Source organism: Rhizorhabdus wittichii, assembly GCF_017607425.1.
GTDB lineage: Bacteria > Pseudomonadota > Alphaproteobacteria > Sphingomonadales > Sphingomonadaceae > Rhizorhabdus > Rhizorhabdus wittichii.
The window spans coordinates 4,104,767-4,127,894 of the sequence record NZ_CP059319.1 but is presented as its reverse complement, the minus strand read 5'-3'; the positions used below and the strand labels follow the sequence as shown (position 1 = coordinate 4,127,894).

At 70.4% G+C, this 23,128-nt stretch carries 27 protein-coding genes and 2 riboswitches; of the genes, 14 read left to right on the top strand and 13 right to left on the bottom strand.

Annotation, left to right across the window (positions count from 1 at the left end; all coding sequences use genetic code 11):
• Positions 1–106: 106 nt before the first annotated feature.
• Genes rnhA through ispH form a run of 3 tightly spaced genes read right to left on the bottom strand, consistent with a single transcriptional unit; the run spans position 107 to position 2,470 of the window.
• Entirely contained in the window at positions 107–547 is a 441-nt protein-coding gene (gene rnhA, locus HRJ34_RS19820; protein ID WP_208632180.1) for a ribonuclease HI, read from the bottom strand.
• Between the two features lie 10 nt (positions 548–557).
• On the bottom strand, positions 558–1,520 hold the full coding sequence (thrB, locus tag HRJ34_RS19815) for a homoserine kinase (RefSeq protein ID WP_208632179.1): 963 nt from the start codon (positions 1,518–1,520) through the stop codon (positions 558–560).
• On the bottom strand, positions 1,520–2,470 hold the full coding sequence (gene ispH, locus HRJ34_RS19810; protein ID WP_012048900.1) for a 4-hydroxy-3-methylbut-2-enyl diphosphate reductase: 951 nt from the start codon (positions 2,468–2,470) through the stop codon (positions 1,520–1,522). Before ispH ends, thrB begins: the two co-directional genes overlap by 1 nt.
• A 40-nt stretch (positions 2,471–2,510) precedes the next feature.
• Here ispH and HRJ34_RS19805 point away from each other — a divergent pair, with 40 nt between their 5' ends.
• The 6 genes from HRJ34_RS19805 to HRJ34_RS19780 all read left to right on the top strand — a co-directional run bounded on the left by HRJ34_RS19805 (position 2,511) and on the right by HRJ34_RS19780 (position 9,096).
• On the top strand, positions 2,511–3,257 hold the full coding sequence (locus tag HRJ34_RS19805) for a hypothetical protein (RefSeq protein WP_016747422.1): 747 nt from the start codon (positions 2,511–2,513) through the stop codon (positions 3,255–3,257).
• A gap of 223 nt (positions 3,258–3,480) precedes the next feature.
• Positions 3,481–3,570: riboswitch (glycine riboswitch) on the top strand.
• Between the two features lies 1 nt (position 3,571).
• Positions 3,572–3,686, top strand: a riboswitch (glycine riboswitch).
• Between the two features lie 50 nt (positions 3,687–3,736).
• Positions 3,737–4,870 (top strand): glycine cleavage system aminomethyltransferase GcvT, encoded by a 1,134-nt coding sequence (gcvT, locus tag HRJ34_RS19800; RefSeq protein WP_016747423.1) that lies wholly within the window; start codon positions 3,737–3,739, stop codon positions 4,868–4,870.
• 3 nt (positions 4,871–4,873) lie between these two features.
• Complete coding sequence (gcvH, locus tag HRJ34_RS19795) at positions 4,874–5,245, top strand: glycine cleavage system protein GcvH (RefSeq protein ID WP_208632178.1); 372 nt, start codon at positions 4,874–4,876, stop codon at positions 5,243–5,245.
• A gap of 160 nt (positions 5,246–5,405) precedes the next feature.
• Positions 5,406–6,776 carry an aminomethyl-transferring glycine dehydrogenase subunit GcvPA gene (gcvPA, locus tag HRJ34_RS19790; protein WP_012048904.1) on the top strand — a complete coding sequence of 457 codons (1,371 nt, stop codon included), beginning with the start codon at positions 5,406–5,408 and terminating at the stop codon, positions 6,774–6,776.
• Positions 6,773–8,347, top strand: coding sequence for an aminomethyl-transferring glycine dehydrogenase subunit GcvPB (gcvPB, locus tag HRJ34_RS19785; RefSeq protein WP_208632177.1), 1,575 nt, complete (start codon positions 6,773–6,775; stop codon positions 8,345–8,347). Before gcvPA ends, gcvPB begins: the two co-directional genes overlap by 4 nt.
• Positions 8,348–8,484: 137 nt before the next feature.
• Positions 8,485–9,096: a DUF938 domain-containing protein gene (locus HRJ34_RS19780; protein WP_208632176.1), complete on the top strand. Its 612-nt coding sequence runs from the start codon at positions 8,485–8,487 to the stop codon at positions 9,094–9,096.
• 4 nt (positions 9,097–9,100) lie between these two features.
• Here the strand turns inward: HRJ34_RS19780 and HRJ34_RS19775 are convergent, their stop codons facing one another.
• Positions 9,101–10,069 (bottom strand): ketopantoate reductase family protein, encoded by a 969-nt coding sequence (locus tag HRJ34_RS19775; protein ID WP_208632175.1) that lies wholly within the window; start codon positions 10,067–10,069, stop codon positions 9,101–9,103.
• A gap of 2 nt (positions 10,070–10,071) precedes the next feature.
• Positions 10,072–11,262 (bottom strand): aromatic amino acid transaminase, encoded by a 1,191-nt coding sequence (locus HRJ34_RS19770; protein ID WP_208632174.1) that lies wholly within the window; start codon positions 11,260–11,262, stop codon positions 10,072–10,074.
• 174 nt (positions 11,263–11,436) lie between these two features.
• Between HRJ34_RS19770 and HRJ34_RS19765 the strand changes: the two genes are divergently transcribed.
• The 3 genes from HRJ34_RS19765 to HRJ34_RS19755 all read left to right on the top strand — a co-directional run bounded on the left by HRJ34_RS19765 (position 11,437) and on the right by HRJ34_RS19755 (position 13,561).
• Positions 11,437–11,916 (top strand): Lrp/AsnC family transcriptional regulator, encoded by a 480-nt coding sequence (locus HRJ34_RS19765; protein ID WP_012048909.1) that lies wholly within the window; start codon positions 11,437–11,439, stop codon positions 11,914–11,916.
• 169 nt (positions 11,917–12,085) lie between these two features.
• Positions 12,086–12,895, top strand: a complete 810-nt coding sequence (locus HRJ34_RS19760; RefSeq protein WP_264319403.1) for a class II aldolase/adducin family protein — start codon at positions 12,086–12,088, stop codon at positions 12,893–12,895.
• 162 nt (positions 12,896–13,057) lie between these two features.
• Entirely contained in the window at positions 13,058–13,561 is a 504-nt protein-coding gene (locus HRJ34_RS19755) for a TetR family transcriptional regulator (protein WP_226948861.1), read from the top strand.
• Here the strand turns inward: HRJ34_RS19755 and rsmD are convergent.
• The 4 genes from rsmD to HRJ34_RS19735 form a co-directional block, all read right to left on the bottom strand.
• Positions 13,536–14,057 (bottom strand): 16S rRNA (guanine(966)-N(2))-methyltransferase RsmD, encoded by a 522-nt coding sequence (gene rsmD, locus HRJ34_RS19750; protein ID WP_016747431.1) that lies wholly within the window; start codon positions 14,055–14,057, stop codon positions 13,536–13,538. The genes HRJ34_RS19755 and rsmD overlap by 26 nt on opposite strands.
• Positions 14,054–14,914: a pseudouridine synthase gene (locus tag HRJ34_RS19745; RefSeq protein ID WP_208632172.1), complete on the bottom strand. Its 861-nt coding sequence runs from the start codon at positions 14,912–14,914 to the stop codon at positions 14,054–14,056. The genes rsmD and HRJ34_RS19745 overlap by 4 nt, the downstream gene beginning before the upstream one ends.
• 168 nt (positions 14,915–15,082) lie before the next feature.
• The gene (locus HRJ34_RS19740) at positions 15,083–15,769 is read right to left on the bottom strand and encodes a Crp/Fnr family transcriptional regulator (RefSeq protein WP_012048914.1); all 687 of its coding nucleotides are present in this window, start codon (positions 15,767–15,769) and stop codon (positions 15,083–15,085) included.
• 136 nt (positions 15,770–15,905) lie between these two features.
• Positions 15,906–16,127: a hypothetical protein gene (locus HRJ34_RS19735; protein ID WP_012048915.1), complete on the bottom strand. Its 222-nt coding sequence runs from the start codon at positions 16,125–16,127 to the stop codon at positions 15,906–15,908.
• 96 nt (positions 16,128–16,223) lie between these two features.
• Between HRJ34_RS19735 and HRJ34_RS19730 the strand changes: the two genes are divergently transcribed.
• The 5 genes from HRJ34_RS19730 to HRJ34_RS19710 are packed head-to-tail and all read left to right on the top strand — an operon-like array spanning position 16,224 to position 19,672.
• Positions 16,224–16,760: a hypothetical protein gene (locus HRJ34_RS19730; protein ID WP_016745073.1), complete on the top strand. Its 537-nt coding sequence runs from the start codon at positions 16,224–16,226 to the stop codon at positions 16,758–16,760.
• 53 nt (positions 16,761–16,813) lie between these two features.
• Entirely contained in the window at positions 16,814–17,191 is a 378-nt protein-coding gene (crcB, locus tag HRJ34_RS19725) for a fluoride efflux transporter CrcB (RefSeq protein WP_012048917.1), read from the top strand.
• Complete coding sequence (locus tag HRJ34_RS19720) at positions 17,188–18,294, top strand: RluA family pseudouridine synthase (protein WP_016745078.1); 1,107 nt, start codon at positions 17,188–17,190, stop codon at positions 18,292–18,294. The genes crcB and HRJ34_RS19720 overlap by 4 nt, the downstream gene beginning before the upstream one ends.
• Positions 18,291–18,983 (top strand): HAD hydrolase-like protein, encoded by a 693-nt coding sequence (locus tag HRJ34_RS19715; RefSeq protein WP_030090153.1) that lies wholly within the window; start codon positions 18,291–18,293, stop codon positions 18,981–18,983. Before HRJ34_RS19720 ends, HRJ34_RS19715 begins: the two co-directional genes overlap by 4 nt.
• Entirely contained in the window at positions 18,980–19,672 is a 693-nt protein-coding gene (locus tag HRJ34_RS19710; RefSeq protein ID WP_029995482.1) for an ATP12 family chaperone protein, read from the top strand. The genes HRJ34_RS19715 and HRJ34_RS19710 overlap by 4 nt, the downstream gene beginning before the upstream one ends.
• 130 nt (positions 19,673–19,802) lie before the next feature.
• On the opposite strand, the gene HRJ34_RS19705 is transcribed toward HRJ34_RS19710, so the two are convergent.
• From HRJ34_RS19705 to fumC, 4 genes are all read right to left on the bottom strand, one after another.
• The gene (locus HRJ34_RS19705) at positions 19,803–20,366 is read right to left on the bottom strand and encodes a hypothetical protein (protein WP_012048921.1); all 564 of its coding nucleotides are present in this window, start codon (positions 20,364–20,366) and stop codon (positions 19,803–19,805) included.
• 240 nt (positions 20,367–20,606) lie between these two features.
• Complete coding sequence (gene gmk / locus HRJ34_RS19700; protein ID WP_012048922.1) at positions 20,607–21,248, bottom strand: guanylate kinase; 642 nt, start codon at positions 21,246–21,248, stop codon at positions 20,607–20,609.
• Positions 21,249–21,302: 54 nt separating this feature from the next.
• Entirely contained in the window at positions 21,303–21,521 is a 219-nt protein-coding gene (locus HRJ34_RS19695) for a hypothetical protein (protein ID WP_016747231.1), read from the bottom strand.
• Between the two features lie 168 nt (positions 21,522–21,689).
• Positions 21,690–23,084, bottom strand: coding sequence for a class II fumarate hydratase (gene fumC, locus HRJ34_RS19690; protein ID WP_208632171.1), 1,395 nt, complete (start codon positions 23,082–23,084; stop codon positions 21,690–21,692).
• Positions 23,085–23,128: the final 44 nt, after the last annotated feature.

The window sequence follows — 23,128 nt, the reverse complement described above, 5'->3', positions numbered from 1 at the left end:
GACAGGGGCTCCGCAAGCGCGAACGCGCGCCCGAGCTTATGCGAGGATAGCCAAGTGCGCGGATGCGCACGCCGGCGCCTGAGGCCAAACAAACAAAAGCTCGGGCTTACAGCCCGAGCGCCGCGTCGCTCGCCAGCTTGTCGGCGCGTTCGTTGTCGGGGTGGCCGGCATGGCCCTTCACCCAGATCCATTCGATCCGGTGCGGCGCGGCGGCGTCGAGCAGGCGTTGCCACAGCTCGGCATTCTTGACCGGCTTCTTGTCGGCGGTCTTCCAGCCATTCTTGCGCCAGCCGTGGATCCACTTGGTGAGCCCGTCCATGACGTAGCGGCTGTCGGTCGACAGCTTGACCCGGCACGGCTTCTTGAGCGCCTCGAGCGCGCGGATCGCCGCCATCAGCTCCATGCGGTTGTTGGTGCTGGGGTTCTCGGCGCCCGACATCTCCTTCTCGGTCGCGCCGAAGCGGAGCAATGCGCCCCAGCCGCCGCGCCCGGGATTGCCCTTGCACGCGCCATCAGTCGCGATCTCGACGAGGGGAAGTTCGGTCATGGCGAAAGGGTCAGGCCGGGACGAGCGTTTCGGGATCGGCCTCGGCATAGAAGTCGAGCCGGCGCAGGAAGGCGATCGGGTCCTTGCGGGTGACCATCGCGTCGGCCGGCGTGTTGAGCCAGTCCCAGGCGCGGGTCAGCAGGAAGCGCAGGCAGGCGCCGCGCGCGAGGATCGGGAAGGCCAGCCGCTCGTCGGTCGACAGGCCGAACTGGCGGTCGTAGCCGGCGACCAGCGCGCGGCCGAGATCGGCATGATAGCCGGTGCCGTCATTCTCGAAGCACCAGGCGGCGTGGGTCACCGCGACGTCCCAGGCGCGGATGTCGGTGCAGGCGAAGTAGAAGTCGATGACGCCGCTCACCTCGTCGCCCAGCATCAGGACATTGTCGGGGAAGAGATCGGCGTGGATCACCGCGGTCGGCAGGTGGCGCGGCCAGTTCGCCTCCAGCCATTCGACCTCCGCCATCACCCGGCCGCGCAGGCCGGGCTGGATATGGTCGAGGTCGGCGCCGCACCGCGCCGCGAGCGCCCCCCAGCCGGCGAGGTCGAGGCTGTTGGGCCGGCCGAGCCGGAAGTCGCCCAGCGCCTTGTGCATGTCGCCGAGCGCCCCGCCCGCCGCACGCGCCTGCGCCGGAGTCGGGTGAGTCACCGACACGCCCGACAGGAACTCGATCAGGCAGGCGGGCCGCCCCGCCAGCGTCTGGAGCTGCTCGCCGCGCCGGTCGCGCAGCATGCGCGGAATGTTGAGGCCCTTGGCGGCGAGATGATCGGTCAGCGCGCAGAAGAAGGGCAGGTCGTCGACGTTCACCCGCTTCTCGTAGAGCGTCAGGATGAAGCGGCCGGCGGTCGTCTCGATCAGGTAGTTGCTGTTCTCGACGCCCTCGGCGATCCCCTTCGCCGACAGCAGCGTGCCGACGTCGTAGCGGTGGAGGAAGGCGGTCATCTCCTCCGTCGAGACCTGGGTGTAGACGGCCATCAGGCGACCAGCGCCCGCGGAAGCTTGAACAACATGTCCTCCGTCACCGATTCGACCTCGCATTCGCGCACGGCGAATCGGGTCGCGAGCGTGTCGACCAGCTCGCGCACCAATATCTCGGGCGCCGAGGCGCCGGCGGTGATGCCGAGCGTGCGGACGCCGTCGAGCCAGCCGAAGTCGATCTCCGCCGCGCGCTGGATCAGCCGCGCCTTGACGCCCTGCCGCTCGGCCACCTCGACGAGGCGCAGCGAGTTGGAGCTGTTGGGCGCGCCGATCACCAGCATCGCCTCGCATTTCGGCGCGATCGCCTTGACCGCCGCCTGGCGGTTCGAGGTGGCGTAGCAGATGTCCTCGCTGCGCGGCGCCTCGATCTGCGGGAAGCGGCGGCGCAGCACGCCGATGATCTCGACGGTGTCGTCGACCGACAGGGTGGTCTGGCTGAGGAAGGCGAGCGGGGCGCCGTCGGGCACCGCCACCGCCTCGGCGTCGGCGGCGGTCTCGACCAGCGTCATCACGCCCTCGGGCACCTGGCCGAAGGTGCCGATCACCTCGGGATGGCCCTTATGGCCGATGAACAGGATATGGTGGCCGTTCTTGACCAGCCGCTCGGCCTGGCGGTGGACCTTCGACACCAGCGGGCAGGTCGCGTCCAGATAGTTGAGCCCGCGCTCGGCCGCCTTGGCGGGCACCGCCTTCGGCACGCCGTGCGCCGAGAAGACGACGGGGACGTCGTCGGGCACCTCGTCGAGCTCCTCGACGAAGATCGCGCCCTTCGCCTTCAGGTCGTCGACGACATATTTGTTGTGGACGATCTCGTGCCGGACATAGACCGGCGGGCCGTATTTCTCGATCGTCAGCTCGACGATGCGGATCGCCCGGTCGACGCCCGCGCAGAAGCCGCGCGGCGCCGCGATCAGCAGGTCGAGCGGGGGAAGAGCGGTATCGGCCATGGCTGGGCCTTAGAGCCTGATCACCGAAGGGGAAAGCGCTTTGCGCTTCCACCTCAAACGATCACACACTATGCATTGCGCCGACCGACGGCCGGGCGGATGTGCATCGCCCGGTGATGAAGTGAAGGATGCCGACCCCGTGCAGTTTCCCAAGACCTCCGCGATCCTCCTTGCCATGCTCGTGCTCGCGGCCTGCAAGACGGATACCGAGTTCGACGAGCGCGGCGGCTTCCGGATCGCGCGCTCGGCCTGCCCGGCGGCGGCGATCCCGACCTATACGGGCGACATCACCCTGTTCAATCCGCCGGCCGAGCGCCGCGCCGAGGCGATCGACGTCACCGCCAGCATCGCCAACCTCCGCGCGACCTGCAACGAGGCCGGCAACGGCCCGCAGATCCAGGTGACCGCCGAGTTCGACGTGCAGGCGCGCCGCGCCACCGCCGGCCCGGCCCGCACCGTCACCCTGCCCTGGTTCGCGACGGTGCTGCGCGCCGGCACCAAGATCGAATCGAAGCAGCTCGGCCAGGTGTCGATCGTCTTCCCCGAGGGCCAGCTTCGCGGCGCGGTCCACACCTCCGCCACCGCGATGGTCTCGCGCGCGGCGGCGACCCTGCCCGAGGACGTCGTCAAGCGGATCAACCGCAAGCGCAAGGCCGGCGACGCCGACGCCGCGCTCGACCCGATGAACGAGCCGACCGTGCGCGATGCGGTCAACAACGCCAATTTCGAGCTGCTGATCGGCTTCCAGCTCACCGAGAGCCAGCTCGCCTACAACGCGGCGCGCTGATTTTTTAGACCCTCAAGCGCCGGGCGCCGGGCATCCGCCCGGCTTGGCTTTCCTCGCATAAGCTCGGGCGGCCGTTCGGCCTTGCGGGCCCTTTCGGGCCCGTGGCCTGCTTCGATCGCCCCTCCCTCGAATCTGTGGATCGTTTCGGGGCACCGCGACATCGGTCGTTGACTTGGCAGCGGCGCCACGCCAAGGCTGGCCGCGTCGTCGCCGGGACACCGGCGCTGGCCATGCGGGAGAGCGTCGGGGAGACCCGGCCGCCGAAGGAGCAACCGCCCCGGAATCTCTCAGGTCAAAGGACCGCGTGGTTAGGATCGACACTCTGGAAAGCGGATGGGCGGCCTATCGGCCGGTCATCCCACCGAAGGGGTAAGCCGGACCGTCTCAGGTGCGGCGAAAGCTCTCAGGTTCCGTGACAGAGGGGGCCATGACCGACGGGCGAACCGCGCCCGGCGTCACTGGCCGTCACGGAGAGCATTGTGAGCGACGAAAACCTGACCCCCGAAGAGCCGGGCGATATCATCCAGACCCTGCCGCTCGACCGGTGGCACCGCGACCAGGGCGCGCGCATGGTGCCCTTCGCCGGCTACTCCATGCCGATCCAATATGAGGGCATCCTCGCCGAGCATCTGTGGACCCGCGAATCGGCGGGGCTGTTCGACGTGTCGCACATGGGCCAGCTGCTGGTCAGCGGCGACGGCGTCGATACGGCGCTGGAGGCGCTGATGCCGGGCGACTTCGTCCAGCTCGGCGTCGACCGGATGCGCTATTCGCTGCTGCTCGACGACCAGGGCGGCATCCTCGACGACCTGATGGTGACGCGCCGCGCGGGCGACTTCTACCTGGTCGTCAACGGCGCGACCAAGGCCGACGACATCGCCCATCTCCACGAGCATCTGCCCGAGGAGCTGACCCTCAACCATCTCGACGAACATGCGCTGCTGGCGCTGCAGGGGCCCAAGGCGGTCGACGCGCTCGCCCGCATCTGCCCCGGGGTCGAGATGCTGACCTTCATGACCGCCGGCGCGTTCGAGCTGGCCGGGGCGCCGGTGTGGATCAGCCGCTCGGGCTATACCGGCGAGGACGGGTTCGAGATCTCGCTTCCCGCCGACGCGGCCGAGGCGGCGGCGACGCTGCTGCTCGCCCAGCCCGAGGTGAAGCCGATCGGTCTCGGCGCGCGCGATTCGCTGCGGCTCGAAGCCGGGCTGCCGCTCTACGGCCACGATCTCGACACCGATACCGACCCGGCGACCGCCGGCCTCGGCTTCGCGGTGCCCAAGCGCCGCCGCGCCGAGGGTGGCTTCCCGGGCGCGACCCGGATCGTCCGCGACCTGCGCGAGGGCGCCCCGCGCAAGCGGATCGGCCTGATCCTCGCCGGCCGCCTGCCGGCGCGCGAGGGCGCGGCGATCTTCGACGGCGACACGCCGGTCGGCGCCGTCAGCTCGGGCGGCTTCTCGCCCTCGCTGCAGGTGCCGATCGCGATGGGCTATGTCCTGGCGGCCAGCGCCGAGCTCAACCGCCCGCTCCAGATCGAGGTGCGGGGCAAGCGGCTCGATGCCGTCGTCGCCCCCATGCCTTTCGTCCCCCACCGTTATGTCCGCCAAGGGAACTGACCGATGACGACCTATTTCACCGAAGACCATGAGTGGATCACCGTCAACGGCGGCACCGCCACCGTCGGCATCACCGATTATGCGCAGGCCCAGCTCGGCGACATCGTGTTCGTCGAGCTGCCGGCCGCCGGCGCCAACGTCGCCAAGGGCGGCGAGGCCGCGGTGGTCGAATCGGTCAAGGCGGCGTCGGACGTGTTCGCCCCCGTCACCGGCACGGTGAGCGAGATCAACGCCGCGCTGGAGGAGGACCCCGCCCTGGTCAACAGCGCGCCCGAGGGCGACGGCTGGTTCTTCAAGCTCGCGCTCGCCGACCCGGCCGAGCTCGAGGGCCTGATGGACGCCGCCGCATACAAGGCGTTCTGCGAGAGTCTCTAATTCCTTCTTCCCCCTCCCTTTCAAGGGAGGGGTGAGGAGTGGGTGGCGAGCGACAGCGAGCCTCCAAGCTCACCTCCAAAGCTACGCCGAGGGCATCGAGCCCCGGCTCCGCCACCCACCCTTCCCCTCCCTTGAAAGGGAGGGGTGAAAGAGCTGGACGATGCGCTACCTGCCCCTCACCGATGCCGATCGTTCGGCGATGCTCGCCCGGATCGGCGCCGCCTCGATCGACGACCTGTTCGTCGACGTGCCCGAGGCCGCCCGCCTCGCCGGGCCGATCGCGGGCCTGCCCGCCCATGCCTCCGAACTGGCGGTCGAGCGGCATATGAGCCGGCTCGCCAGGCGCAACCTGTCGGCGGGGGAGGCGCCCTTCTTCCTCGGCTGCGGCGCCTATCGCCACCATGTCCCGGCCAGCGTCGATCACCTGATCCAGCGCGGCGAGTTCCTGACCAGCTACACCCCCTATCAGCCCGAGATCGCGCAGGGCACGCTGCAGGCGCTGTTCGAGTTCCAGACGCAGGTCGCGCGGCTGTTCGGCTGCGACGTCGCCAACGCCTCGATGTATGACGGGTCGACCGCCTGCTGGGAGGCGATCACCATGGCCCGCCGGGTGACGAAGCGCGACAAGGCGATCCTGTCGGCCGGCCTCCACCCGCATTATGTCTCGCTCGCGAAGACGATGGCGCGCTTCACCGGCGACCGGCTCGACGCCGCGATCCCCGATCTGACCCCCGGCGCGCCCGGCGACGACATGGCGCGCCTGCTCGCCGCGATCGACGGCGAGACGAGCTGCGTCGTCGTCCAGAATCCCAACATCCTCGGCCATGTCGCCGACCTCTCCGAACTGGCGGCGCGGTGCCATGAGAAGGGCGCGCTGCTGGTCGCCGTCGTCACCGAGCCGGTGGCGCTCGGCGCGATCCGCTCGCCCGGCGAGATGGGCGCCGACATCGTCGTCGGCGAGGGCCAGTCGATCGGCGTCGGCCTCAACTTCGGCGGCCCCTATGTCGGCCTGTTCGCCTGCGCCGAGAAGCATGTCCGCCAGATGCCCGGCCGTCTCGCCGGCGTCACCGCCGACGCCGACGGCCAGCGCGGCTTCGTGCTGACCCTGTCGACCCGTGAGCAGCATATCCGCCGCGAGAAGGCGACCTCGAACATCTGCACCAATGCCGGGCTCTGCGCGCTCGCCTTCTCGGTCCACCTCACCCTGCTCGGCGAGACCGGGCTGCGCCGCCTGGCCGAGCTCAACCATGCCGGCGCGGTCGCTGCGGCCGAGCGGCTCGCGCAAGTTCCCGGCGTCGAGCTGGTCAACGGCGCCTTCTTCAACGAGTTCACCCTGAAGCTGCCCCGCGAGGCGCGGCCGGTGGTCCGCTCGCTGGCCGACAAGGGCATCCTCGGCGGCGTCTCGCTCGGCCGGCTCTATCCGGGCGAGGCGGCCCTCGCGGGCGGCCTGGTCGTCGCGGTGACCGAGACGGCGAGCGCGGAGGACGTCGAAACCCTGGCCCAGGCCCTCGAAGCGGAGATCGCGGCATGAGCATGAACAGCGAAGGCCGGGTGACGCGCCCGGAAACCGCCGCCGCGGCGTCGCAGGCCCCGGCGACCTTCACCGGCAACCGCGCGCTGATGCTCGAGGAAGGGCTGATCTTCGAGCGCGACGACTATGCCCGCACCGGCGTCGACCTGCCCGAGCCGCCGCGTGTCGCGGGCCGCCTCGGCGGGCTCGAGCGCAGCCGCCCGATCGGCCTGCCCGGCCTGACCGAGCCCGAGGCGGTGCGCCATTACACCCGCCTCAGCCGACAGAATTACGCGATCGACCTGGGCCTGTTCCCGCTCGGTTCGTGCACGATGAAGCATAATCCGCGCCTCAACGAGAAGATGGCGCGCCTGCCCGGCTTCGCCGACATCCACCCGCTCGCGCCGGTCGACACGGTGCAGGGCGCGCTGGCGGTGATCGACGAACTCGCGCACTGGCTGGTCACCCTGACCGGCATGCACGCCGTCGCGATGAGCCCCAAGGCCGGCGCGCATGGCGAACTGTGCGGCCTGCTCGCGATCCGCGCCGCGCACGACGCGGCGGGCAGCGACCGGTCGGTGATCCTCGTCCCCGAATCGGCGCACGGCACCAACCCGGCGACCGCCGCCTTCTGCGGCTACAAGGTCGAGAACATCCCGGCGACCGCCGACGGCCGGGTCGACCTCGCCGCGCTGACCGCCCGGCTCGGCCCCGACGTCGCCGGGGTGATGATCACCAACCCCAACACCTGCGGCCTGTTCGAGCGCGACATGAAGCGCATCTCCGACGCGGTCCACGAAGCAGGCGGCTATGTCTATTGCGACGGCGCCAACTTCAACGCGATCGTCGGCCGGGTGCGCCCCGGCGACCTCGGCGTCGACGCGATGCACATCAACCTGCACAAGACCTTCTCCACCCCGCACGGCGGCGGCGGCCCCGGTTCGGGTCCGGTGGTGCTGTCGCAGGCGCTGGCGCCCTACGCGCCCCTGCCCTTCGTCGCCAGACAGGCCGACGGCGGCTTCAAGCTGGTCGAGGAGGAGACGGCGGGCGAGGATCATCCGGGCAGCTTCGGCCGCATGACCGCCTTCCACGGCCAGATGGGCATGTTCACCCGCGCGCTTACCTATATCCTCAGCCATGGCGCCGACGGCCTGCGCCAGGTGTCCGAGGATGCGGTGCTCAATGCCAACTATGTCCTGCGCAGCCTCGACGACCTGCTCGAAGCGCCGTTCGGCGACAGCGGCCCGTGCATGCACGAGGCGCTGTTCAGCGACGAGGGGCTGGCACAGGGCTTCACCACGCTCGACATCGCCAAGGGGCTGATCGACGAGGGCTTCCACCCGATGACGATGTACTTCCCGCTCGTCGTCCACGGCGCGATGCTGATCGAGCCGACCGAGACCGAGAGCAAGGCGGCGCTCGACCAGTTCATCGGCGCGCTGCGTTCGGTGGCGGGCCGCGCCAGGGCCGGCGACGAGGCGCTCAAGGCCGCTCCCGCCCTCGCCCCGCGCCGCCGCCTCGACGAGACCGCCGCCGCGCGCAAGCCGGTGCTGGTGTGGAAGGACGAGGCGCTTCCGCAAGCGGCGGAGTAGTCGGTAAATCCTCCCCGGAACGGGGAGGAGGACCGCGTAGCGGTGGAGGCGCGGCGCGCCAGCGCCGTTCCACGGCGCCCCCTCCACCACCCTGCGGGTGGTCCCCCTCCCCGTTCCGGGGAGGATCGCAGAAGGACATGGCCATGACCGACGCCCGCCGCTTTGCCCCCGCCACCGCGCGCAACCGCGAGCCGATCGCCGCGATCCTGCGCGACGTTCTCCCGCCCGAGGGCACCGTCCTCGAAGTCGCCAGCGGCACCGGCGAGCATGCGATCTTCCTCGCGCAGGCCTTCCCGGACCTCGCCTGGCAGCCGAGCGACCCCGACCCGTCGGCGATCGCCTCGATCCGCGCCTGGGCCGAGGCGGCGCGCCTGCCCAACCTGCGCCCGCCGCTGACGATCGACGCGGCCGCCGCCGACTGGCCGGTCGAGCGCGCCGACGCGATGCTGTGCGTCAACATGATCCATATCAGCCCGTGGGAGGCGACGGTCGGCCTGATGCGCGCGGCGGGCAGGCTGCTGCCGGCCGGCGCGCCGCTGGTGCTCTATGGTCCCTATGTCCAGCAGGGGGTCGAGACGGCGCCGAGCAACCTCGCCTTCGACGCCGACCTGCGCCGCCGCGACGAGCGCTGGGGCCTGCGCCGGCTGGAGGATGTCGTCGCGCTGGCCGAAGGCGAAGGGCTGCGGCTGGAGGCGATCCACGCGATGCCGGCCAACAACCTGACGGTCGTGCTCCGCCGCGAAGGCTGATCGATCAGGCCGCCGCCGCGCGCGGCGGGTGCAGCCAGGCGGCCATCGCCGCGACGGCCCGGGCGACCGGCATCGGATGGCCATGATCGTCGGCCAGGTCGAGCACCGCCTGGGCGATCGCCGCGAGTTCGAGCGGGCGGCCCGCGATCGCGTCCTGCGCCATCGAGGTGAGGAAAGGCCCGGCGCGGCGGGTGATCGCGACCAGATCGTCGACGCCCTCGCGCGGCGCCTGGCCGTCGAGCGCGGCGAGCGCCAGCGTCTCGGCCAGGATCGCGCGGACGATGCCGAGCAGGCGATCGTCGTCGCACATCTGCGCCAGCGTCGCGCGGCTGACCGCCGACAACGGGTTGGTCGCCAGGTTGAGCGCGATCTTGCTCCACAGCACCTGCCGGATCGACGGCGCCACCGGGCAGGCGATGCCCGCGCCTTCCAGCGCGGCGGCGATCCGCGTCGCGGCGTCGCCGCCGCCGGCCACCGCGCCGATCGCCATCCGCTCGCCGCCCTGCGATTCGACCATGCCGTCGGCGTCGAGCGCGGCGCGCAGGAACAGGACCGCGCCGACGACATGTGTGGGGTCGATCGCCGCCGCCAGCCGTCCGCCCGGATCGACCGCCTCGATCGCGCCGCCCGGCGCGTCGCCGGCCTGCCGATACCACCAGGGCAGGCCGTTGCAGAGCGGCACGATGCTGGTGCCGGCGTGGCTCGCGGCCGCGATCGCAGGGAGCAACGCGGGCAGCGCGTCGGCCTTGACCGCGAGGAACAGCGTGTCGCAGGCGATCGCCGCCCCGCTCTCCGCGACCAGCGGCCGCGCCGCCTGCACCGTGTCGCCGATGCGGACGCGCAGCCCGTCGCGCTCGACAGCCGTGCGGCGCGATCCCCGCGCGAACAGCACGACCTCCTCGCCCGCGGCGGCGAGGCGGCAGACGATGGTGCTGCCGATCGCGCCGGCGCCGATCACGCCGAACCGCGCCATGATCAGGCGGCCGAGCGCATCTGCGCCGCGCGCAGCGCCGCGACGAAGCCGTCGACCCGGTCAGCGGCGAGCCCGGCGACGTTGATCCGGCCCGAATCGGGAATGTAGACCGCATGGTCGCTGCGCAGCCGCGCGGCGAGCTCGGCGCCGAACGGCAGCAGGCTGAACATGCCCGACTGCCCCGCGACCGGGCCGAGGTCGATCGCGCCGACGACGCCATGGCCGGCAAGCGCCTGCCGCACCGCGCGGACGCGGGCGACCATCGCCGCCAGCTCCTGCCGCCAGTCGGCCGCGAGCGCCGCGTCGCCGAGGATGGTCGCGACCACCGCCGCGCCATGGTCGGGCGGCATCGACCAGCTCGTCCGCGCCAGCGCCTGGAGGTTGCCGGTGATCAGGTCGCGCAGCGCGCCGCCCCGGTTGACGCTGAACAGCGCGCCGGCCCGTTCGCGGTAGAGCCCGAAATTCTTGCTGCACGAATAGGTCAGCAGCGCATGGGGCAGCCGGTCGAGCAGCGCGGCCAGCCGTTCGCTGTCCTCCTCCAGCGAGCGGCCGAAGCCGTGATAGGCGACGTCGATCAGCGGCACGACGCCGCGCGCGGCCAGCGCGTCGGCGATCGCGGCGAGGGCCTCGGGCGTCAGGTCGACGCCGGTCGGATTGTGGCACAGCGGCTGGAGCAGGAAGGCATCGCCGGGCGCGGCGGCGGCGATGACGTCGAGCATGCGGTCGACCAGCGGCGCCTGCGCGGCGATGTCGAAGGCGGGGAAACAGCGCACATCGAGCCGCGCGCCGCCGAGCAGCGGCAGGTGGTTCGACCAGGTCGGGGTGCCGACCCAGATGGTGCGATCGGGCTTGCCCGCCGCCAGCAGCTCGGCGGCGAGCCGCAGCGCCGCGGTGCCGCCCGGCGTCTGGATCGCGGCGACGTCCCGCGCGTCCACCCCCGGCATCACCAGCGCGCGGACATGGTCGAGGAAAACGGCGTTGCCGAGGATGCCGAGATAGGCCTTGGTCGGCTGCGTTTCCGCGAGGAGGTGCTCGGCCGCCTTCACCGCGCGCATCACCGGGGTCTGCCCGGCCTCGTCGCGATAGACGCCGACGCTGAGGTCGAGGCGCGACGGCCGCCGGTCGGCGCCCGCGAGCTGCGCGAGCGACAGCAGGGGATCGGCGGGCTGGGGCTGGAGGCAGGGGAAGGGCACGGATCGTCTCGCTGCTGGCCCGCGACCTGTGCGAGCCCGGCGATCCTAGCGAAGGCGGCGCGAACGCGGCTTGCGTTGTTGCAGCCCTTTGCCCATGATTGCGACATCACGTGCACGAATTGGCTTTATGATGCACATCGCTTTCATCGGCTTTCAAAGAGGGGGAGACGCGTCATGTCGTCCAACGGCAAGCTCGACGGGTTCGACCGCAAGATCCTCGCCTGCGTGCAGGAGAATGGCGGCATCGGCCCCAGCGAGCTCAGCACCCTGATCCACCTGTCGCCGGCGCAATGCTCGCGCCGGCTGCAGCGGCTGAAGGACGAGGGCTATGTCGAGAAGATCGCCGGCATCCTCGCCCGGCCACGGCTCAACCTCAACGTCTCCTCCTACATCATCGTCAAGATCAAGGACCATGGCGCCGATACCGAGGCGCGCTTCAAGCAGCTCGTCGACGCGCTGCCCGAGGTCACCTCGTGCGAATATATCGCCGGCGACGCCGACTATATCCTGCGCGTCGTCACCCGCGACCTGGAAAGCTATTCGGAGTTCATCTCGAACAAGCTGATGGTCGGCGGCGACATCGTCTCGATCCGGTCGAACATCATCCTCAAGGGAATGAAGCAGACCACGGCGCTGCCGCTCGACTATTGCTGACCGGCCTGAGCCGATGCAACGGCTTTGCATTGTGCCGGGCGGAACCCAGATCGACAGATTGGATTTGCGCAATATTGTTCATGCATGGAGATATTTTGCGCATATCTCCATAATTCTCCGCCTTTATTGCGCAAAATCGGCTTATGGCGACGGGCTTCCTTGACACCCTGTGGCGGCGGCCGATAGCCTTTCCCGATCGGCAGCGCCGCCCCGGCGCGCGCGCCGGACAGCAGAGGAACATGCCATGGCCAGCACCCCGTCGGACGAAGCGCGGCTTCGCCAGCAGCTCACCGACTTCTACCATCTGGTCGATTATTTCGGCTGGTCCGAACTGATCTTCAACCATATCTCGGCCCGGCTGCCGGGGCCCGACCATCATTATCTCGTCAACCCGTTCGGGCTCGACTATCGCGAGGTCCGGCCCGACAACCTGCTGGTCGTCGACGTCGCCGGGAACAAGCTCTGCTCATCCAACCATGACGCCAACCCGGCCGGCTTCGCGCTGCACGGCGTGATCCACCAGAACCGGCCCGACGCGATGTGCGTCGCGCACACCCACAGCAACGCGCTGTCGGCGGTGGCGATGAAGCGCGACGGCTTCGACCACAATAATTTCTACGGCGCGCAGCTCTTCGGCCGGGTCGGCTATCATGATTTCGAGGGCATCACCCTCTATGACGACGAGCGGCCGCGCATGCTCGAAAGCCTCGGCGACCGGCATGTGCTCGTCCTGCGCAACCATGGCGTCGCGGTGTGCGAGCGCGACATCCCGACCACCTTCATGCTGCTCTGGACCGCCCAGCGCGCCGCCGAGATCCAGTGCATGGCGGGCCAGGCCGGCGGCCCCGACGTCCCCCTGCCCGACGAGGTCAAGCAGCGCTGCGCCGCCGACGCGCTGCGCCTCGTCGAGCATGCCCAGTTCGCCGAGCTGGTGTTCGACGCGCAGGTGCGCCGGATGAAGCAGCAGCGCGGCTGGTAGGGCGGTTTCGAGGCAGAGGGACTCATCTGCCCGCGCGGAAATCCGCGATTCCCGCCGTGCGTGTACCTGTCGCCTATGCTACATGGCGCCGGGAATCGGGGGATTCGCATTATGGGGAATACCAGTGCCCGGGGGGCCAGGCGCCTCCTGCTGACCGAGGCCTTGGCCGATATCGTCCTGCAGGAGGGGCTCGACGCGCTGTCGCTGCGCCCGGCGGCGGCGCGGCTCGGCACCAGCGACCGCATGCTGCTCTATTATTTCGGCGCCAAGGCCGCGTTGATGGACGACGTCCTCGGCTGCGTGTCGGATCGCTTCACCGACTATCTGGCGCGCAGCTCGCGCGGGATACGCATCGCGCCGCACAACATGGTCGGCCACACCACTGCGCTGATGGCGACGCCGGAGGCCAAGCCCTTCGTCGAGCTGTGGTTCGAGATCGCGGCGCGCGCGGCGCGCGGCGACACCGTCTACGCCGCTGCCGCGACGCGCATCGCCGAGACGTGGAACGACTGGATCGTCAGCACCGTGCGCTTCCCGGCCGGGGTTTCCTCGCGCAACGCGGCGGCGATGATGCTGGCGATCGTCAACGGCATCGCGCTGCTCGATTCGACCGCGCCGTCGGTGGCCGCCGCCGCCCGCTCTAGGGTGCAGACCGTAGCAGCGTGATCCGTGCCTTGCCGTGGACCCTCTCGGCCTCCACGGTGAAGCCGGGCACCGCCACCGCCTCGTCGCGCGCGGTCTCGATGCTCGCCCAGCCGCCCGGCGCCAGCCCGATCGCGGGCAGCACTTTCTGGCCGAGGCCGGTGCCGTAGGGCGGGTCGATCAGCACCAGGTCATAGGCGCCGCCCGCGAAGCTTTCCGCCGCGATCGCCCGGACCTCCGCCTCGGCGCCGAGCTTCGCGATGTTCGCCCGCAGCGCCTCGACCGCCGCCCGGTCGCGCTCGACGAAGGTGCAGCGCGCCGCGCCGCGCGACAGCGCCTCCAGCCCCAGCGCGCCGGTGCCGGCGCAGACATCGGCGACCGCCAGCCCCTCGAAGCTGCCGATCCGGCTGGCGAGCATCGAGAACAGCGCCTCGCGGGTGCGGTCGGAGGTCGGCCGGGTCGCCTGTCCCTGCGGCGCGATCAGCGGCCGGCCGCGCCACCGGCCGGCGATGATCCTCATTCGCGGCCGCCCTTGAGCGTCTTGCGGAAGGCGACGAGCTGGTGCTGGGCGATCTCGCCGACCTCGCCCGGCTGGAGATCGCCGAGCTCGAACGCGCCATAGGCGATGCGGATCAGCCGCGACACTTCGAGGCCGAGATGCTCGAGCACGCGGCGCACCTCGCGATTCTTGCCCTCGCGCAGCTTCATCTCGATCCAGACATTGGCGCCGGTGCGGCGCTCCATGTTCGCGTCGATCGATCCGTAGCGGACGCCGTCGATCTCGATCCCTTCGATCAGCGCCTCGAGCTGCTCCTGGTGGACGGTGCCATAGCAGCGCGCGCGATAGATCCGCTCGACCCCGGTCGAGGGCAGTTCGAGCTGGCGCTTGAACTCGCCGTCGGTGGTCAGCAGCAGCAGCCCCTCGGTGTTGAGGTCGAGCCGGCCGACCGGCATCACCCGCGGCAGCCCGGCGGGCAGCCGGTCATAGATGGTCGGCCGCCCCTTGGGGTCGCGCTCGGTGGTGAGCAGCCCCTTGGGCTTGTGGAACAGGAACAGGCGGGTCGCCTCCGGCGCGGCCACCGGCTTGCCGTCGACGGTCACGCCCTTGAGCGAGGTGAGCAGCGTCGCGGGGGTGTCGATCGCGGCGCCGTCGATCGCGACGCGGCCCTCGGCGATCATCCGCTCGATCTCGCGGCGCGAGGCGATGCCGGCGCGGGCGAGCAGCTTGGCGATGCGCTGCGGCTCGCGTCCGCCCTTGGCGGCGGCGCGGGCGGGATGCGGGTTGGCCGGGGCGGCGGGCGCGGTGCGCGCCTGGCGGCGGCCGCGCTTGGGCGGCGGCAGGGTCTTGCCCGGCGAAGTCTTCTGGGGGGGACGCATCGCCGCGATGTAGCGCCGCCGGGCGTCGCGTGCCAGTTCTACGTGAAATCGAGGCCCATCATCGTCATCCCGGCGAAGGCCGGGATCTCACTTCCTTTTTTTCCTGCCCTGCCGGCGACGGGAAAGGCAGGGAGATCCCGGCTTTCGCCGGGATGACGGGAGATGGTCCTACTCCGCCGCCTCGGCGATCTGGGTGAGGTAATCGGGATCGACGATCCGGATCTTGCCCTGGGTCAGCTCGATCACCCCCTCGCTCGCCCAGGCGGCGAGCTGGCGGTTGATGTTCTCGCGGCTGATGCCGACGAAGCTGCCGAGCTCCGACTGGCTGAGGTCGCGGGTCAGCTTGGCGCCGTGCATCTTCTGGTCGGTCAGCCGCTTGAGATAGCGGGCGAGGCGCGGCGCGGTGGTGAAGGCGCGGTCGCTCTCGATCGTGCTGTCGGTCTCGCGCAGCCGGCGCGCCATCTCCCGCAGCAGCCGTACCGCCACCTTGGGATGGCGTTCGAGGAAGGCGAAGAAGCTGGCGCGCGGGATGCGGAGCAGCCGCCCCGGCCACATCGCCGTCGCCGAGGCGGTGCGCGGCTGGCCGTCGAGCACCGCGATCTCGCCCAGCACCGCGCCCGCCTCGGCATAGTCGAGGATGATCTCGCGCCCGTTCGGCGTCACCAGCGAGATGCGCACCACACCGTCGAGGACCAGCAGCAGCGAGGTGCCCTCGTCGCCCTGGCGCAATATCTCCTCGTTCGAGCGGGTCGGCTGGAGCGAGCCGACCGACAGCAGGTCGGCAAGCTCGGCATCGTCGCAATCCGCGAAGACGCTGCCCTTGGGCAGGTGCGCTGCGAGTTCGGCTGGTGTCATCAGGGCCCCCGGCACATGGCGATGCCCGAATCGCCCGGACGGACGAGAGTGACGCCTGCCCGCCGATTCGGCAAGCAATCCCGCGCCCTGGAACGGTTTCAGCGAGTCGTGAAACGGGGTCCGGCCGGGCCGCCGGTCAGAACAGGCCGCCGCCGATGATCAGCCGGACGATGCCGACCACCAGCACGAAGCTGTTGAGCCGCCGCCCGCTGTCGCGGTGGGAGAGGATGCCGAACGCCGCGCCCATCAGCGCGAGCGGCACGATCGCCCAGTTCATCCAGCCCAGGAAAGGGAAGAAGCCGAGCATCGCGCCGAGCAGGGCGACGATGCCGATCGCGAGCGAGATGATGTTGAACATGGGCCGCAACTTCGTCCAAGCTGCGCGGGATTGCAACTGGTGTCATATGAATATAACACACTTGTCGGATCAGGACAGCTTCCCGGGAGATGGGTGATGCGCAAGGCCGTGCTGGGATTGTCGGTGCCGCTGCTGCTGCTCGGCGCCTGCGAGATGAAGGTCGGCAAGGACGAGGCGGCGAACGACACCGCTTCGGTCAGTATCAGCGCCGACGGCAATGTCGCGATCGCGGCGAAGGACGGGGCCGAGGGGGTCTCGGTCTCGGTGCCGGGCTTCGAGGGCAAGGTGAAGATCCCCGGCATGGAGCTGGGCGGCGATCACATGGATATCGACGGGATGAAGCTCTATCCCGGCACCAGGCTGTCGGGGATCGACGTCACCGACCAGAGCGGCAAGGGCGACGGCGTGGTCGAGATGCGCTTCACCAGCCCGGCCGATCCCGGCAAGGTCGCGACCTATTATGCCGCCGCCGCGCCCGGCGCGGATTTCCGCGACGTCGCAGTCAAGCAGGCCGGCGCCGCCTCGATCGTGACCGCGACCAAGGGCGACGGCGACCATCTGACCATCACGATCAACCCGGCCGCGGACGGATCGGCGGGGACCATCCTGATCCGCGACGCCGACGCGCGATAACCAAGGCGGCGGCCGCACTGGCGCCCGGTCGCGGCAGCGGCTAAAGGGCGGGCATGCCCCCGCTTCTCCTCGTCATGGTCGGCGGCGCCATCGGCGCCGGCTTCCGCTACCATATCGGCTCGGTCGCGCTCCGCCAGCTCGGCCCGTCCTTCCCGTTCGGCACCTGGATCGTCAACCTGCTCGGCGGGCTGCTGATGGGGGTGCTCGCCGCGGTGGTCGCCCGCGCGCCGATCGAGGGCGAGCCGCTGCGCCTGTTCCTCGGCGTCGGCGTGCTCGGCGGCTTCACCACCTTCTCCGCCTTCACGCTGGAGAGCTTCAACATGCTGACGCGCGGCGACTATGCGATGGCCTGCGCCTATGCGGTGTCGTCGGTCGCGGGGTCGCTGCTGATGCTGTTCGCGGGCCTCGCGCTCGGCCGGGTGCTGGCATGAGCGGCGCGGACGACAGCCGCCAGTTCACCGTCGGCGAGGACGACCACGGCATCCGGCTCGACCGCTGGTTCAAGCGGCACATGCCCGACACCAGCTTCAACATCGTCTCGCGCTGGGCGCGCACCGGCCAGCTCCGGGTCGACGGCAAGCGCGCCGCCCCCGGCGACCGGATCGAGGCGGGCCAGGTCATCCGCCTGCCCCCGGCCGAGATCGCGGCGGCGGCGACCGCCGCCAAGGCACAACGCCCCGCCCGGCCCCGCGCGCCGCTGACCGAGGAGGAGATCGCCTTCGCCCGCAGCCTGGTGATCCACCAGGACCGGCAGGCGATCGTGATCAACAAGCCCCCCGGCCTCGCCACCCAGGGCGGCACCAAGACCGACGTCCATGTCGACCGGCTGCTCGACGCGCTCCAGTTCGACGCGGAGAGCCGGCCCAAGCTGGTCCACCGCCTCGACAAGGACACGTCGGGGGTGCTGCTGCTCGCGCGCACCTCGCGCGCCGCCGCGCATTTCGCCAAGGCGTTCAGCAGCCGCACCGCGCGCAAGGTCTATTGGGCGATCGCGACCGGCGTGCCGTCGATCGACGACGGCATGATCGAGCTGCCGATCGCCAAGCAGCCGGGCACCGGCGGCGAGAAGATGCACGTCGACGAGAAGGAGGGCAGCCCGGCGCGGACCCGCTACCGCGTGATCGAGCGCGCCGGCAACCGCGCCTGCTGGATCGAGCTGCAGCCCCATACCGGCCGCACCCACCAGCTCCGCGTCCACCTCGCCGCGATCGGCCACCCGATCGTCGGCGACGGCAAATATGGCGGGGCCGAGGCGTTCCTGTCGGGCACGATCAGCCGCAAGATGCACCTCCACGCCCGCCGCCTGCGGGTCGACCATCCCGATGGCGGCACGCTCGACGTGATCGCCGAGCCGCCCGAGCATATCACCGATTCGCTGCGCAACCTGGGCTTCGACGAGGCCGAGGGCGACCTGCCGATCGACGAGGTGAAATTCTCCGAGACCGCCGAGGGCAAGCGCCGCGCGCTGGCCGCCCGGGCGAAGGACGCGCGCAAGGCGCGGCGCGGCGAACGGCGCGGACGCAGCCGGGGATGAGCGCCCTCGCCTCGGGGCCCAATCGCCTCGCCATCTTCGACTGCGACGGCACGCTGGTCGACAGCCAGGCCAATATCTGCCGCGCCATGGCCGAGGCGTTCGCGATCGAGAAGCTGCCGGAGCCGGCCGCCCCGGCGGTCCGTCGCGTCGTCGGCCTCAACCTGACCCAGGCGGTCGCGGTGCTGCTGCCCGACGCCGACCATGACCTGCACGTCCGGGTCGGCGAGACCTACAAGCGCGCCTTCCAGGCGATGCGCGGCGCGGGCGAGGTCGACGAGCCGCTGTTCCCCGGCGTCGCCGAGACGCTGCGCGCGCTGGACGCGGACGGCTGGCTGCTCGCGGTGGCGACCGGCAAGTCCGACCGCGGGCTCCACCATTGCCTGGAGGCGCACGGCATCCACGGCCTGTTCGTCTCGCTCCAGACCGCCGACCGCCACCCGTCCAAGCCGCATCCGTCGATGATCGTCCAGGCGATGGCCGACGCCGGCGCGATCCCGGCGACCAGTGTGATGATCGGCGACACGAGCTTCGACATCGGCATGGGGGTCAATGCCGGCTGCGCGACGATCGGCGTCGCCTGGGGCTATCATACCCCCCGCGAGCTGTTCGACGAGGGCGCCGATTTCGTCGCCGACCGGCCCGACCAGCTTCCCGATATCCTCCGACTCGCGCTATCGGCACGGCCATGAAGCGATTCTACAAGCAGGTGTCGGTCGAGCCCGTCGCGGGCGGCCATGCGATCCGGCTCGACGGGCGCCCGGTGAAGACCCCGGCGCGCGCCGACCTCACCCTCCCCACCTCGGCGCTGGCGCACGCCGTCGCCGCCGAATGGGACGCGCAGGCCGAGGAGATCGACCCGCGCCGCATGCCGCTGACCGGGCTCGCCAACGCCGCGATCGACCGGATCGCGCCCGATCCCGCCGCCTTCGCCCGGGGCCTCGCCGCCTATGCCGAGACCGACCTGCTCTGCTACCGCGCCGACAGCCCGGCCAAACTGGTCGACCGCCAGGCCGCGAGCTGGGACCCGCTGCTCGACTGGGCGCGGGACCGCTACGACGTCCATTTCGAGACGGTCGCCGGAATCATCCACCGCCCGCAGCCCGACGAGACGGTGCAGCGGCTGGCGGCGGCGGTCGCGGCGCACGACGCCTTCCACCTCGCCGCGCTCCAGCCGCTCGTCACCATCACCGGTTCGCTGGTGATCGCGCTGGCGCTGGCCGAGGGGCGGATCGACGCCGAGCAGGCCTTCGCCGCCGCGCATCTCGACGAGCTGTGGCAGGCCGAGCAATGGGGCGAGGACGCGCTCGCCACCGAGGCCCGCGAGAATCGCCGCGCCGATTTCAAGGCGGCGGCGCGGTTGTTGGGGTTGTTGGTTTAGATTGGTTTAGCCCTCAGGCGCCGGGCGGCGGACATCCGTCCGCCTTGGCTACCTCGCATAAGCTCGGGCGCGCGTTCGCGCTTGCGGAGCCCTTACGGGCTCCGATGCACGGCTTCGGCAGCAGGGCGCTTCAACTCAATATCCCGCCGCGGGGGAGGAACCAGCGGGCGATGATCAGGCCGGCGGCGGCGAGGCCGACGAAGTCGCTGACGAACAGGTAGATCCAGTAGCCGAAACCGAAATGGTTGAAGATCGGCTGGCCGATGTCGAGGTAGAGCGTCGCCGCCAGCGCGAACAGGACGGCGACCTGGGCGCGGCCGGCGAAGTCGGCGATCCGCGATCCGACCACGCCCATCGCCGCGGCGATGATCAGGCCGGTGATGATCGCGAGGATGAAGCCGCTGCCGAGCGACCCGCTGTCGACCACCGGGAAGCCGCCCGTGTTGAAATGGACCACCGCGACCGGCCCGCGCGCGAAGGCGATGTCGCCCACCGCCGTCCCCGTCGCCGGGATCGAGTAGGTGCCGGTGCCGCTCGCCGTCAGCGTCTCGGCGAGCGCCTGCTGGATCGCCGCCGACTGCGGCTGTTCGAGCCGGTTGAAGGCAAGCTGGCTGAGCGGCGTCCCCCAGAAGACGAAGCCGATCAGATAGAGCACGACACCGGCGGCGACGCCGCCGATCAAGGTCCTGGCCATGCGGGCCCTCCCGTCAATCCAAACCCGGGAGGCTAGGCCAAAGATCGTTCCGTGCAAGCAATACTGCGATGGGATGTGTCGTTTAGTCCTTGGACGCCGGAGATTTTCCTGGGATCGTCCCCGAAATCGTCATGCCGGCGGAGGCCGGCATCTCCGGAGATTCTGGGATGAGGTCGTCGCAAGAACCCGCTGAGATGCCGGCCTCCGCCGGCATGACGGGGAGACGGGATGACGGGACAACTACCCCGCAGGGGTGGTCAGCTTCCGGATGAACCCGATCAGGCCGGTCTGGCGGCTGCGCTTGAGGCGTTCGGCCTCGAGGATGTGCCGGACCTCGGCGAAGCAGCGGTCGACGTCGTCGTTGATCAGCACATAGTCGTAGCCGTCCCAGTGGCTCACCTCGGCGGCGGCGCGCTGCATCCGGCCGACGATCACCTCCTCGCTGTCGGTGGCGCGCTTGCGCAGCCGGTCCTCCAGCTCGACCATCGACGGCGGCAGGATGAAGACGCGCACCACGTCGCCGCCGCAGGTCTGGTAGAGCTGCTGCGCGCCCTGCCAGTCGATGTCGAACAGCACGTCGCTGCCGTCGCTCAGCATCGCGTCGATCGGCTGGGCGGGGGAGCCGTAGCGATGGTTGAAGACGTGCGCCCATTCGAGGAATTCGTGGTTCGACACCATCTCGCGGAATTTCTCGAGATCGACGAAATGATAGTCGACGCCGTCGACCTCGCCGGGGCGCATCGGCCGGGTGGTGGCCGACACCGACATCTTCAGATTGTCGTCGGAGGCGAGCAGGCGGCGCGCGATGGTGGACTTGCCGGCGCCCGAGGGCGAGGAGAGGACGAACAGGACGCCGCGGCGCTTGAGCGTGATATGGGCCATGGCGGCACTTGCCCCGGACAGGGGCGCCGCGTCAATCCTGCGCTGGCGGCAAAATCAGATGTCGGCGGCCCCTTTCGCCGCGCCGCGATCGGCCTTGCGCCGGTCGAGCGCCTTCTTGGCGACATAGGCGCCGCCGAGCAGCAGGCCGATCGGCCCGGCCCGGCGGACGACGCTCGCGGCGGCGGCGCCCAGCACCGCCCCCTTCACCCCGCCCTCGCCGTCGCGGCGGTCGATCCTGTGGCCGATGAAGGCGCCGATGAGCTTGCCGATCATGCAGATAAGTCCCTGATCACTGGTTCACCGGAAGAAGCGCGCGGGATGCGGGGAAGTTCCCCTCCCCAACCGTCATCCCGGCGAAAGCCGGGATCTCCCTGCCTTTCCATCGATCGCAGCAAGGAAGGCAATGAGATTCCAGCTTTCGCTGGAATGACGGGCGGAAACTTACCGCCCCACCATCGTCTCCGGGCGCACCACCCGGTCGAAGGTCGCCTCGTCGATCAGGCCGAGGGCGAGGCCCGCCTGCTTGAGGGTCAGGCCCTCATGATGGGCGTGCTTGGCGATCTTCGCGGCATTGTCGTAGCCGATCTCGGGCGCGAGCGCGGTGACGAGCATCAGCGAGCGGCCGACCAGGTCGGCGATGCGGGCGCGGTCGGGCTCCATGCCCGCGAGCGCGCGTTCGGTGAAGCTCTCCATGCCGGTGGCGAGCAGCGCGATCGAGCGCAGGACGCCCGCGCCGATCAGCGGCTTGAACACGTTGAGCTCGAGATGGCCCTGCAACCCGCCGATCGTCACCGCCTGGTGGTTGCCGATCACCTGCGCCGACACCATCGTCAGCATCTCGCACTGGGTCGGGTTGACCTTGCCCGGCATGATCGAGCTGCCGGGCTCGTTCTCGGGCAGGATCAGCTCGCCCAGCCCCGATCGCGGGCCCGAGCCGAGCAGGCGGATGTCGTTGGCGATCTTGGTGAGCGCGACCGCGAGCGTGCCGAGCGTGCCCGACAGGTGGACGAGCGGATCGTTCGAGGCCAGCGCCTCGAACTTGTTGGGCGCGGTGACGAAGGGCAGGCCGGCGAGCCCGGCGATCTCGGCCGCGACGTCCTCGGCGAAGCCGGGCGCGGCGTTGAGCCCGGTGCCGACCGCGGTGCCGCCCTGCGCCAGCTTCAGCATGCCCCCATTGACCGCGCCCTCCAGCCGCTTGCGGCAGGCGATGAGCTGCGCGGCATAGCCGGAGAATTCCTGGCCCAGCGTCAGCGGGGTCGCGTCCTGCAGATGGGTGCGGCCGATCTTGACGATGTCGTCCCACGCCAGCGCCTTGGCGACCAGCTCCTCCTTCATCGCCTCCAGCGCCGGATAGAGGCGGCGATGGACCGCGAGCGCGGCGGCGATGTGGAGCGCGGTCGGGAAGCTGTCGTTCGACGACTGGCCCATGTTGACATGGTCGTTGGGGTGGACCGGGCTCTTGCCGCCGCGCTCGCCCGTCAGCAGCTCGTTGGCGCGGCCGGCGATCACCTCGTTGACGTTCATGTTCGACTGGGTGCCCGACCCCGTCTGCCAGATGACCAGCGGAAACTGGTCGTCGAGCCGGCCCTCGATCACCTCGGCCGCCGCCGCCTCGATCGCGTCGGCGAGCCTGGGGTCGAGCCCATGCCTGCGATTCACCCGCGCCGCCGCCTGCTTCACCAGCGCGAGCGCATGGACGATGCCGATCGGCATCCGCTCCTCGGGCCCGAACGGGAAATTCTCGATCGAGCGCTGCGTCTGCGCGCCCCAATAGGCCGTAGCGGGGACCTCGATCGGGCCGAAGCTGTCGGTTTCGGTGCGGGTGTCGGTGGGCATGGCGTTTCCCTCGGCCATCCCGGCGAACGCCGGGATCTCCCCTT

Excerpts from the sequence above, each read along its gene's own strand:
- rnhA (WP_208632180.1), bottom strand. The coding sequence starts at position 547 with ATGACCGAACTTCCCCTCGTCGAGATCGCGACTGATGGCGCGTGCAAG.
- thrB (WP_208632179.1), bottom strand. The coding sequence starts at position 1,520 with ATGGCCGTCTACACCCAGGTCTCGACGGAGGAGATGACCGCCTTCCTC.
- ispH (WP_012048900.1), bottom strand. The coding sequence starts at position 2,470 with ATGGCCGATACCGCTCTTCCCCCGCTCGACCTGCTGATCGCGGCGCCG.
- gcvH (WP_208632178.1), top strand. The coding sequence starts at position 4,874 with ATGACGACCTATTTCACCGAAGACCATGAGTGGATCACCGTCAACGGC.
- gcvPA (WP_012048904.1), top strand. The coding sequence starts at position 5,406 with ATGCGCTACCTGCCCCTCACCGATGCCGATCGTTCGGCGATGCTCGCC.
- gcvPB (WP_208632177.1), top strand. The coding sequence starts at position 6,773 with ATGAGCATGAACAGCGAAGGCCGGGTGACGCGCCCGGAAACCGCCGCC.
- HRJ34_RS19780 (WP_208632176.1), top strand. The coding sequence starts at position 8,485 with ATGGCCATGACCGACGCCCGCCGCTTTGCCCCCGCCACCGCGCGCAAC.
- HRJ34_RS19775 (WP_208632175.1), bottom strand. The coding sequence starts at position 10,069 with ATGGCGCGGTTCGGCGTGATCGGCGCCGGCGCGATCGGCAGCACCATC.
- HRJ34_RS19765 (WP_012048909.1), top strand. The coding sequence starts at position 11,437 with ATGTCGTCCAACGGCAAGCTCGACGGGTTCGACCGCAAGATCCTCGCC.
- rsmD (WP_016747431.1), bottom strand. The coding sequence starts at position 14,057 with ATGAGGATCATCGCCGGCCGGTGGCGCGGCCGGCCGCTGATCGCGCCG.
- HRJ34_RS19745 (WP_208632172.1), bottom strand. The coding sequence starts at position 14,914 with ATGCGTCCCCCCCAGAAGACTTCGCCGGGCAAGACCCTGCCGCCGCCC.
- HRJ34_RS19740 (WP_012048914.1), bottom strand. The coding sequence starts at position 15,769 with ATGACACCAGCCGAACTCGCAGCGCACCTGCCCAAGGGCAGCGTCTTC.
- HRJ34_RS19735 (WP_012048915.1), bottom strand. The coding sequence starts at position 16,127 with ATGTTCAACATCATCTCGCTCGCGATCGGCATCGTCGCCCTGCTCGGC.
- HRJ34_RS19730 (WP_016745073.1), top strand. The coding sequence starts at position 16,224 with ATGCGCAAGGCCGTGCTGGGATTGTCGGTGCCGCTGCTGCTGCTCGGC.
- crcB (WP_012048917.1), top strand. The coding sequence starts at position 16,814 with ATGCCCCCGCTTCTCCTCGTCATGGTCGGCGGCGCCATCGGCGCCGGC.
- HRJ34_RS19720 (WP_016745078.1), top strand. The coding sequence starts at position 17,188 with ATGAGCGGCGCGGACGACAGCCGCCAGTTCACCGTCGGCGAGGACGAC.
- HRJ34_RS19715 (WP_030090153.1), top strand. The coding sequence starts at position 18,291 with ATGAGCGCCCTCGCCTCGGGGCCCAATCGCCTCGCCATCTTCGACTGC.
- HRJ34_RS19710 (WP_029995482.1), top strand. The coding sequence starts at position 18,980 with ATGAAGCGATTCTACAAGCAGGTGTCGGTCGAGCCCGTCGCGGGCGGC.
- HRJ34_RS19705 (WP_012048921.1), bottom strand. The coding sequence starts at position 20,366 with ATGGCCAGGACCTTGATCGGCGGCGTCGCCGCCGGTGTCGTGCTCTAT.
- gmk (WP_012048922.1), bottom strand. The coding sequence starts at position 21,248 with ATGGCCCATATCACGCTCAAGCGCCGCGGCGTCCTGTTCGTCCTCTCC.
- HRJ34_RS19695 (WP_016747231.1), bottom strand. The coding sequence starts at position 21,521 with ATGATCGGCAAGCTCATCGGCGCCTTCATCGGCCACAGGATCGACCGC.
- fumC (WP_208632171.1), bottom strand. The coding sequence starts at position 23,084 with ATGCCCACCGACACCCGCACCGAAACCGACAGCTTCGGCCCGATCGAG.